Source organism: Sandarakinorhabdus rubra, from assembly GCF_010994245.1.
Taxonomy (GTDB): Bacteria; Pseudomonadota; Alphaproteobacteria; order Sphingomonadales; family Sphingomonadaceae; genus Sandarakinorhabdus; species Sandarakinorhabdus rubra.
Genome location: NZ_WMHO01000103.1, coordinates 1 through 8,813 on the forward strand (window position 1 = coordinate 1; position 8,813 = coordinate 8,813).

8 protein-coding genes are annotated in these 8,813 nt (G+C 67.8%); 6 read left to right on the forward strand and 2 right to left on the reverse strand.

Annotated elements, in window-relative coordinates:
* Nucleotides 1–63 precede the first annotated feature (63 nt).
* From GJV64_RS07915 to GJV64_RS07930, 4 genes are all read left to right on the forward strand, one after another.
* The gene (locus tag GJV64_RS07915; protein ID WP_164156722.1) at nt 64–795 is read left to right on the forward strand and encodes a 2OG-Fe(II) oxygenase; all 732 of its coding nucleotides are present in this window, start codon (nt 64–66) and stop codon (nt 793–795) included.
* Nucleotides 796–862: 67 nt separating this feature from the next.
* Entirely contained in the window at nt 863–2,785 is a 1,923-nt protein-coding gene (locus tag GJV64_RS07920; protein WP_164156723.1) for a CocE/NonD family hydrolase, read from the forward strand.
* An 11-nt stretch (nt 2,786–2,796) separates the two neighbouring features.
* On the forward strand, nt 2,797–3,189 hold the full coding sequence (locus GJV64_RS07925; RefSeq protein WP_205599561.1) for an MAPEG family protein: 393 nt from the start codon (nt 2,797–2,799) through the stop codon (nt 3,187–3,189).
* 70 nt (nt 3,190–3,259) lie between these two features.
* Nucleotides 3,260–4,084, forward strand: coding sequence for an SDR family NAD(P)-dependent oxidoreductase (locus tag GJV64_RS07930; protein ID WP_164156725.1), 825 nt, complete (start codon nt 3,260–3,262; stop codon nt 4,082–4,084).
* 8 nt (nt 4,085–4,092) lie between these two features.
* On the opposite strand, the gene GJV64_RS07935 is transcribed toward GJV64_RS07930, so the two are convergent.
* The gene (locus GJV64_RS07935; RefSeq protein WP_235927654.1) at nt 4,093–5,181 is read right to left on the reverse strand and encodes a PQQ-dependent sugar dehydrogenase; all 1,089 of its coding nucleotides are present in this window, start codon (nt 5,179–5,181) and stop codon (nt 4,093–4,095) included.
* 140 nt (nt 5,182–5,321) lie between these two features.
* Between GJV64_RS07935 and GJV64_RS07940 the strand changes: the two genes are divergently transcribed.
* Nucleotides 5,322–5,759 (forward strand): hypothetical protein, encoded by a 438-nt coding sequence (locus GJV64_RS07940; protein ID WP_164156727.1) that lies wholly within the window; start codon nt 5,322–5,324, stop codon nt 5,757–5,759.
* Between the two features lie 69 nt (nt 5,760–5,828).
* Nucleotides 5,829–8,405 carry an ATP-dependent chaperone ClpB gene (gene clpB, locus GJV64_RS07945; RefSeq protein ID WP_164156728.1) on the forward strand — a complete coding sequence of 859 codons (2,577 nt, stop codon included), beginning with the start codon at nt 5,829–5,831 and terminating at the stop codon, nt 8,403–8,405.
* A gap of 11 nt (nt 8,406–8,416) precedes the next feature.
* Here clpB and GJV64_RS07950 read toward each other — a convergent pair.
* Nucleotides 8,417–8,813, reverse strand: a 397-nt coding sequence (locus GJV64_RS07950) for a hypothetical protein (RefSeq protein ID WP_164156729.1), incomplete at its 5' end; no start/stop codon positions are given.

An 8,813-nucleotide genomic window follows, 5' to 3' on the forward strand; every position in this document is an offset into this window, starting at 1 on the left:
CGTGCGCGTCGATCCGGAAGCGCTGCTGCCGCCCCAGTTGCCCCCCGCGCCGGAGGCGGGCCGGTGAGCGCCCAGTTGTTCGCGCTCAACCCGGCGATCGACCGCGACGGCGTGCGGGACCAGCTCGCCACGCGGCGCTTCGCCCAGGTGGAGGATGTGCTGCGGCCACAGGCGGCCGACGCGCTGTGGCAGGTGTTGCGCCACGAGACGCCCTATGGCCTGGCCTGGGCCGGCGACGGCCAGCCGCGCGGGCAGTTCGTGCGGCCGGAACAGATGCGCACATTGTCGCCGCAGCAGAAGGCGGCGATGGGCAATGGCGCCGCCAGTGCCGCCGCAGGTGGGCGTTTTGCCTTCCTCTATGGCCGCTATCCGCTGGTCGAGGCCTACAAGGAGAATTGGCACCCCGGCCACCCGCTCTATGGCCTGCTGGACGAGATCAACGCACCCGAGGCGGTGGCCTTCGCGCGGGATGTGTCCGGCCATGACGACATCATCCGCGCCGACGCGCAGGCGACGCTCTATGCCGGCGGGCATTTCCTCACCGAACATGATGACCTGGTCGAATCGGAAGGCCGCCGCCTCGCCTATGTGCTGAACCTGGCTAAGGACTGGCGGCCGGACTGGGGCGGCTATCTCAACATCCTCGACGACAAGGGCAATATCGTTGCTGGCTTCATGCCGCGCTTCAATTGCCTCAACCTGTTCCTGGTGCCGCTGCGCCACCACGTCTCGCTGGTGGCGCCGTTCGCCCCCGTGGGTCGGCTGGCAATCACCGGCTGGTTCCGCAACCGCTGACGCCAACCGCTGAGGCTTGCCGGCGCCCGCCCGAGCCGCCATGAACTCACCACAGGGAGGACAGACGATGCACCAAACCATCCGGGCGGCAGCGCTGCTGCTGGCCTCAACCACGTTCATGCCGGCCACGGCGCAAATGCCCACCATGGCGCCCGACATTGGTGCCCCGTTCAAGGCGGTGACGCCGGCCGCCGATTACGAGCGGCGCGAGATCATGATCCCGATGCGCGACGGGGTGAAGCTGTTCACCGTGGTGGTGATGAAGAAGGGCACGAAGAATGGCCCGATCCTGCTGACCCGCACGCCCTACAACGCCAATCGCACCACGCAGCGCAACCCCAGCCAGTCGATCGCCGAGATCCTGCCGATCGCCGATCGCGAACTGGTCGAGGATGGCTATATCCGCGTCTATCAGGACGTGCGCGGCATCCACAAATCGGAAGGCGACTATGTGATGACGCGCCCCCTGAAGGGCCCGCTCAACGCCACCGCAACCGACCACAGCACCGATGCCTATGACACGATCGACTGGCTGGTGAAGAATGTCCCTGAAACCAACGGCCGGGTGGCGATCACCGGTTCGTCCTACCCCGGCTTCACCAGCCTGATGGCGCTGGTTGATCCGCACCCAGCCTTGAAGGCCGCCGTACCGATGTCCCCCATGGTCGATGGCTGGATGGGCGATGACTGGTTCCACAACGGCGCCTTCCGCCAGACGATGCTGGACTATTTCACCGGACAGACCGCGACGAAATCCGGCGGCGATGAGGTCGCCATGGGCCGGCGCGACTATTATGCCGAATATCTCGCCGCTGGCTCGGCTGGCGCCTATGTCGCGAAATATGGCCTCGACGCGCTGCCCGGCGTGAAGAAGCTGATGGAGCACCCCAGCTATGACGCCTGGTGGCAGGGCCAGGCGCTCGACCGCATCCTGGGCAGCCGGCCGCTGACCGTGCCGACCATGCTGGTGGTGGGCCAGTGGGACCAGGAAGACAGCTATGGCGCGCCGGCCGTCTATCGCGCGCTCGAGCCCAAGGACGTGAACAACGACAAGCTCTCCATCGTCATCGGGCCGTGGCGCCATTCGGGCGTCAACTATGACGGTTCGGGCCTCGGCGTGCTGAAGTTCGCCGGCGACACCGGGCTGCAGTTCCGCACGCAGGTGATGAAGCCCTTCCTCGACAGCCATCTGAAGACCGGCGGCAAGCCCTTCGCCGCCCCGCCGGTGTTCACCTATGCCGTGAACGCCGACCGCTGGGAGCGGCATGACCGCTTCCCCGCTGGCGAGACGGTGAACCTCTATCTCGACGACCGCTTCAGCCTGTCGCTGGCTCCGCCGAAGGCGGCACAGGCGCATGATGACTATGTCTCCGATCCCGCCCACCCGGTGCCGTTCGTGCCGGTGCCGGTGAACATGCGGGACCGGGCCATGTGGGGGTCGTGGCTGGTGAGCGACCAGCGCCATGCCAGCGTCCGCCCCGATGTCGTCACCTATGTCTCGGCGCCCCTGAAAGCCCCCTTGCAGATCCACGGCCAGCCGGAGGCCAACCTGTTCGCCAGCACTTCGGGGACGGACAGCGACTGGGTGGTGAAGCTGGTTGACGTGTTCCCCGAGGAGAACAGCGCCAAGCCCGACCTCGCTGGCCTGCAGCTGGGCATCGGCATGGAGATTTTCCGCGGCCGTTATGTGAAGGGCTTTTCGACGCCTGCGCCGCTGACGCCCGGCAAGGCGGAACGCTACCGCTTCCTGCTGCCCGGCGTGAACCATGTCATCCCGGCCGGGCACCGGCTGATGGTGCAGGTGCAATCAAGCTGGTTCCCGCTCTATGATCGCAATCCGCAGACGTTCGTGCCCAACATCTTCCACGCCAAGGCCACCGACTATGTGAAGGCCACGCAGGGCGTGTGGCGTGATGCCCAGCGCCCGAGCCATATCGCCATCCCCGTGGTGGGCGGGGCCGCCGCCGCCCGCGCCGCGCTAGGCCAGTGAAGGACATGACAATGCTGACTGCCTTTCCGCTCACCACACTGGCGCTGATCGCCGCGCTGTTGGTCTATTTCGGCCTCGGCGTGGTCGTGGGCCAAGCCCGCGCCCGCTATGACGTGCCGGCGCCGCGCGCCAGCGGCCATCCGGAGTTCGACAAGCGCAACCGGGTCCACATCAACACGCTCGAACAGCTGGCATTGCTGGTGCCGGCGGTGGTGGTGGGTGCGCCGGTTTTGGGCGACATGGTGACCGCCGGGCTGACCGCGGTGTGGAGCCTTGGCCGCATCCTCTATGCCCGCGCCTATTATGCCGACCCTGCAAAGCGCGGCCCGGGCTTTGGCCTCACCTTCTTTCCCAGCCTGATCCTGCTGGTCGCCGGGGCCTGGGGGGCGATCACCGGTCTCTGACACTGGCGGGATGGAGGGCTGGGCCGCAGCCGGAAAAGCGCGCACAGTCAAGGCAAACAAGGGGAGGATGATGATGGGTGCTTTGACAGGCCGCGTGGCCTTCGTGACCGGGGCGGCAAGCGGCATCGGCCGGGCCAGCGCAATCGCGCTCGCAGCCGAGGGCGCCACCGTGTTCGTTACCGACATTGATGCCGAAGGCGGCCGCGAGACGGTGGCGATGATCGAGGCCGCCGGCGGCACGGCGACCTTCCGCGCGCAGGACGTGGTGGAAGAGCCGCGCTGGGCCGAGCTCGTCACCCGTGTGATGGACCTCTATGGCCGGCTCGACATCCTGGTGAACAATGCCGGCATCGGTACCTCGGGCCTGATCACCGAGGTGACGCTGGAGCAGTGGAACCGGCAGATGGACATCAACGTCACCAGTTGCTTCCTCGGCATCAAGCACGCGCTGCCGGCGATGCGCCAGCCCCGCCCCGATGGGCATGTCGGCGGGTCCATCATCAACATCTCGTCGGTCGCGGGCCTGGGCGGGTCGGCTGGCATGTCGGCCTATTGCGCCAGTAAGGGCGCCGTGCGCCTCCTCACCAAGGCGGTGGCGATGGAGTGCGCCGCCGCACGCGATGGCATCCGTTGCAACAGCGTGCACCCTGGCATCATCGACACGCCGATCTGGCAGAAGCTCGACACGTCGGGTGCACTGTCGGCCGCGCTGCTCGGCAGCAGCCAGCCGGGCGCCAACACGATCGACGTGGACGCCGTGGGTGCCGGCGCGCCGGTGGGCTACGCCGGCCGACCGGAGGATATCGGCGCCGGCGTGGTGTTCCTGGCCAGCGATGCCAGCCGCTACATGACCGGGTCGGAGCTGGTGATCGACGGCGGCTGGACCGCGCACTGAACCGGCCGTCAGGGCGTCACGCGCAGCACCCGCCCCTGATCCTCATCCGTCGTCAGCCACACCGCGCCATCGGGCGCCACCCGCACGTCGCGGATGCGGGCGCTGACCTTCGGGAAGATGCGCTCTTCCCCCACCACCTTGCCGCTGGCATCGAGATCGATGCGGCGCACCTCCTTGTTGACCAGCGCGCCGACGATGAGATCGCCCTGCCAGCCCAGCCACAGCGGGCCGCGATAGACGGCAAGGCCCGACGGCGCGATGGAGGGCACCCACACGCGCCGCGCGTCGATCATGCCCTTGTAGCGCTTGAACGGGCTGATGGTGGCGCCGCTATAGTCCATCCCGAAGGTGGCGACCGGCCAGCCATAATTGCCGCCCTTCTCGATTAGGTTCAGCTCGTCGCCGCCGCGCGGCCCGTGCTCGAGCGCCCACAGCCGCCCGGTGGCGGGATCAACCGCAAGGCCCTGCGGGTTGCGGTGTCCGAGGCTCCACACATAGGCCCAGGCATCGGCGCGGCCGACATAGGGGTTGCCGGCCAGCGGGCGGCCATCGCTGTTCATGCGCACGATCTTGCCGAGGCCGGAATTCAGGGCCTGCGCCCGTTCGCGATAGTCAAAGCCATCGCCGGTGGTCATCACCAGGCTGCCATCGGGCAGGAAGGCCATGCGGCCGCCGAAGTGCACCGGCGTGTCCTTGGCGGGCTTCACCTCGAAGATCGTCTGCACGTCGGCCAGCCGGTTGCCGTCCAGCCGGGCGCGCACGATGCGGGTGAAATTGGCCTTGGCGCTGCCGGCCGACATCGACAGATAGAGCAGGCGGTTCTCCGCAAAGCGCGGATGCAGCGCCACGTCGAACAGGCCGCCCTGGCTCTTCACATAGGCCGCCGGCACGCCGGCGATGGCCATCGGCGTGCCGCCACCACCCGCGATGCGCAGCAGGCGCCCGCTACGTTCGGTCACCAGCACGCCCTCGCCGCCGGGCAGGAAAGCGATGCTCCACGGATGATCCAGCCCGCTGGCGATGGTTTCCACCGTTTCGGCTCGCGCCGCTTCGGTGGCGGTTGCAACCAGAGCAAGAGTTATTAACAGCTTTTTCACGAGTGTTGCCAATCCGTGGCCGGTACGGCCTTCCCTGCCGAATCACACTTAAGGTAATGAACCTTAACAGACGCAACGTCACATGACAGACGGGTGACACCCGGCGTGCAGGGGCCACCCCGACGGGTTGCTGAAAGACGATGATGAAACAGCTGCTGCGCTCCGCTCCTGCCTGGTCTGCCGCCGTTCTGGTGACGACCGCGCTGGCGAGCATCGTGCAAAGCTGGCAGGTGCAATCCCGTCTCACCCGTCTCGGCGTCGAGATTTCGCCCAGCCTTGCCGCCGAGACCGCGTGGCGCGATTTCGCCGGGCTGGCGCTGCCGCTGCTGCTGGTGTTCGGCCTGGCGCTGCTGCTGGGCTTTGCGCTGGCCGGCTGGCTGCGCGTACGACTGCCACTGCTGGCGCCGCTGGCCTGGCCGCTGGCCGGCATTGGTGCCGTGGCTGCCACCTTGAGCCTGATGAAGGTCGCCATGGACATCACGCCACTGGCCGGGGCGCGTGGCCTTGATGGCTTCCTGTTGTTCTGTCTGGCTGGCGCGCTTGGCGGCTTGGTCTATGCTTGGCTGCGCCCACAATAATCCCTGATTGCGGCACTTGTGTTGCCGTAAAGCCACACCATATCCTCCGCGACAGGAGGAATGGTCCCCATGAATCTCGACAAGTTCAGCGATCGCGCCAAGGGCTTCCTGCAGGCCGCACAGACGGTGGCGATCCGCGGGCAACACCAGCGCATCGCGCCGGAACATCTGCTCAAGGCGCTGCTGGAGGATGACCAAGGTCTGGCCTCCGGCCTGATCAAGGCGGCCGGCGGCACCCCCGCCACGGCCGTGCAGTTGACCGACCAGGCGCTGGGCAAGCACGCCCAGGTGTCGGGCAGCGGCGCCCAGTCGCTCAATTGGGACAATGACACGGTGCGCGTGCTCGACAGCGCCGAGCAGATCGCGGTGAAGGCCGGCGACAGCTTCGTGACGGTCGAGCGGCTGCTCGTCGCCCTCGCCCTGGCCTCCACCACCGAAGCCGGCAAGGCCCTGAAGGGAGCGGGCGTCACCCCGCAGGCGCTGAACGAGGCGATCAACAGCGTCAGGAAGGGCCGCACGGCCGACAGCGCCGGCGCCGAGGACCAGTTCGACGCGCTGAAGAAATATGCCCGCGACCTCACCGAGGCGGCGCGGGCTGGCAAGCTCGATCCGGTGATCGGCCGCGACGAGGAGATCCGCCGCACCATCCAGGTGCTCGCCCGGCGCACCAAGAACAATCCGGTGCTGATTGGTGAGCCGGGCGTGGGCAAGACGGCGATTGCCGAAGGCCTCGCGCTCAGGATCGCCAATGGCGACGTGCCCGATGGCCTGAAGGACAAGCGCCTGATGGCATTGGACATGGGCGCGCTGATCGCCGGGGCCAAGTACCGCGGCGAGTTCGAGGAGCGGCTGAAAGGCGTGCTTGACGAGGTGCGCGCGGAAGGCGCCGATGTCGTGTTGTTCATCGACGAGATGCACACGCTGGTGGGCGCCGGCAAGGCGGAGGGCGCCATGGACGCCTCCAACCTGCTGAAGCCTGCCCTGGCGCGCGGCGAGTTGCACTGCATCGGCGCCACCACGCTGGAGGAATATCGCAAGCACGTGGAGAAGGACGCTGCGCTGGAACGCAGATTCCAGCCAGTGCTGGTCGGAGAGCCGACGGTGGAGGACACGATCTCCATCCTGCGCGGGCTGAAGGAGAAATATGAGCTGCACCACGGGGTGCGCATCACCGATGGCGCCATCGTGGCCGCCGCCACCCTTTCCAACCGCTACATCGCCGACCGCTTCCTGCCCGACAAGGCGATCGACCTGATGGACGAGGCGGCCAGCCGCCTGCGCATGGAGGTGGAGTCCAAGCCCGAGGAGATCGAGGCGCTCGACCGCCGCATCATCCAGTTGAAGATCGAGGCCGCTGCCCTTTCCCGCGAGACCGACGCCGCTTCGAAGGAGCGGCTGGGCGCGCTCAATGGCGAACTGGCGGGGCTTGAGGAGCAGTCGAACGCACTCACCCTGCGCTGGCAAGCCGAGAAGGAGAAGCTGGCCGGCGCCACCCGCATCAAGGAACAGCTGGACGCCGCCCGCCTGGAGGTGGAGCAGGCCCAGCGCGCCGGCGATTATGCGAAGGCCGGTGAGCTGACGTACAGCCGCATCCCCGAACTGGAACGCCAGCTGGCCGACGCGGAAGGCGCCACGGCCGACGCCATGGTGCGCGAGGAGGTGACCAGCGACGATATCGCCGCCGTCGTCAGCCGCTGGACCGGCATCCCGGTCGACCGGATGCTGGAAGGCGAACGCGACAAGCTGATGAAGATGGAGAGCATCCTCAGCGCCCAGGTGATCGGGCAGGAGGCGGCGGTGCGCGCCGTTTCGGCCGCGGTGCGCCGTGCCCGCGCCGGCCTGCAGGATCCGAACCGGCCACTGGGCAGCTTTCTGTTCCTCGGCCCCACCGGCGTGGGCAAGACCGAGCTGACCAAGGCGCTGGCGCAGTTTCTGTTCGATGATCCGCGCGCCATGGTGCGGCTCGACATGTCGGAGTTCATGGAAAAGCACAGCGTTGCCCGGCTGATCGGCGCGCCCCCCGGCTATGTCGGCTACGAGGAAGGTGGCGTGCTGACCGAAGCCGTCCGCCGGCGCCCTTATCAGGTGGTGCTGTTCGACGAGGTGGAAAAGGCCCACGGCGACGTGTTCAACGTGCTGCTGCAGGTGCTGGACGATGGCCGCCTCACCGATGGTCAGGGCCGCACGGTGGATTTCACCAACACGCTGATCATCCTCACCTCGAACCTGGGCAGCCAGTATATCGCCGGCCTGCCCGATGGCCATCCGGTGAGCGAGGCCGAACCGCAGGTGATGGAAGTGGTGCGCGGGCATTTCCGCCCCGAGTTCCTCAACCGGCTCGACGAGATCGTGCTGTTCCAGCGGCTGGGTCCCGAGGCGATGGCCCCGATCGTCGACCTCCAGGTGGCCCGGGTGCAGGCGCTGCTGAAGGACCGCAAGGTGACGCTGACCCTCAGCGACGCCGCGCGCCGCTGGCTGGCGCGGGTCGGCTATGACCCGGTCTATGGCGCCAGGCCGCTGAAGCGCAGCGTGCAGAAGCATCTGCAGGACCCGCTGGCGGAACTGATCCTGGCCGGCAGCGTGGCCGACGGCAGCACCGTGACGGTGGATGAGGGCGATGGCCGGCTGGTGCTGACGCCGGCCTGAACCGTGGCCGCCTAGAAACCGGCGAGGAGTTGCAGCAGCGCCTGCCGGCCAACCGGCGCGGCGGCAGTGCCAGTGTCCGCGACGTTACCGATGCTGGCAATCAGGCGGATACGCTCGCTGAGTTGGCGTTCGACGCCAAGATCGAGCCAGTGGCGCGCCGGCTCGATTTCCAATGTGCTTCGATGCCGCCAACCGGCCAGCAGCGCCCAGCCGCCGGTTTCGACCCGTGCGCGCAGCAGCGACTGGAAGCGTGGCATCGGCAGCGGGGTCGCCTGCCGCTCGCCGCTGTATGTGGCAAGGCCCTCGATCGTCAGCTGCGTGGCGCTGCCCAGCCGGCCGCGCCACAGCGCCGCCACGTCCACCGCGGCGATGCGCGCAGGCCCGGCCGCCTGCCGCCGCCAGTCGATA

Coding starts and splice junctions, on each gene's coding strand:
- GJV64_RS07920 (WP_164156723.1), top strand. CDS start 863: ATGCACCAAACCATCCGGGCGGCAGCGCTGCTGCTGGCCTCAACCACG.
- GJV64_RS07925 (WP_205599561.1), top strand. CDS start 2,797: ATGCTGACTGCCTTTCCGCTCACCACACTGGCGCTGATCGCCGCGCTG.
- GJV64_RS07930 (WP_164156725.1), top strand. CDS start 3,260: ATGATGGGTGCTTTGACAGGCCGCGTGGCCTTCGTGACCGGGGCGGCA.
- GJV64_RS07940 (WP_164156727.1), top strand. CDS start 5,322: ATGATGAAACAGCTGCTGCGCTCCGCTCCTGCCTGGTCTGCCGCCGTT.
- clpB (WP_164156728.1), top strand. CDS start 5,829: ATGAATCTCGACAAGTTCAGCGATCGCGCCAAGGGCTTCCTGCAGGCC.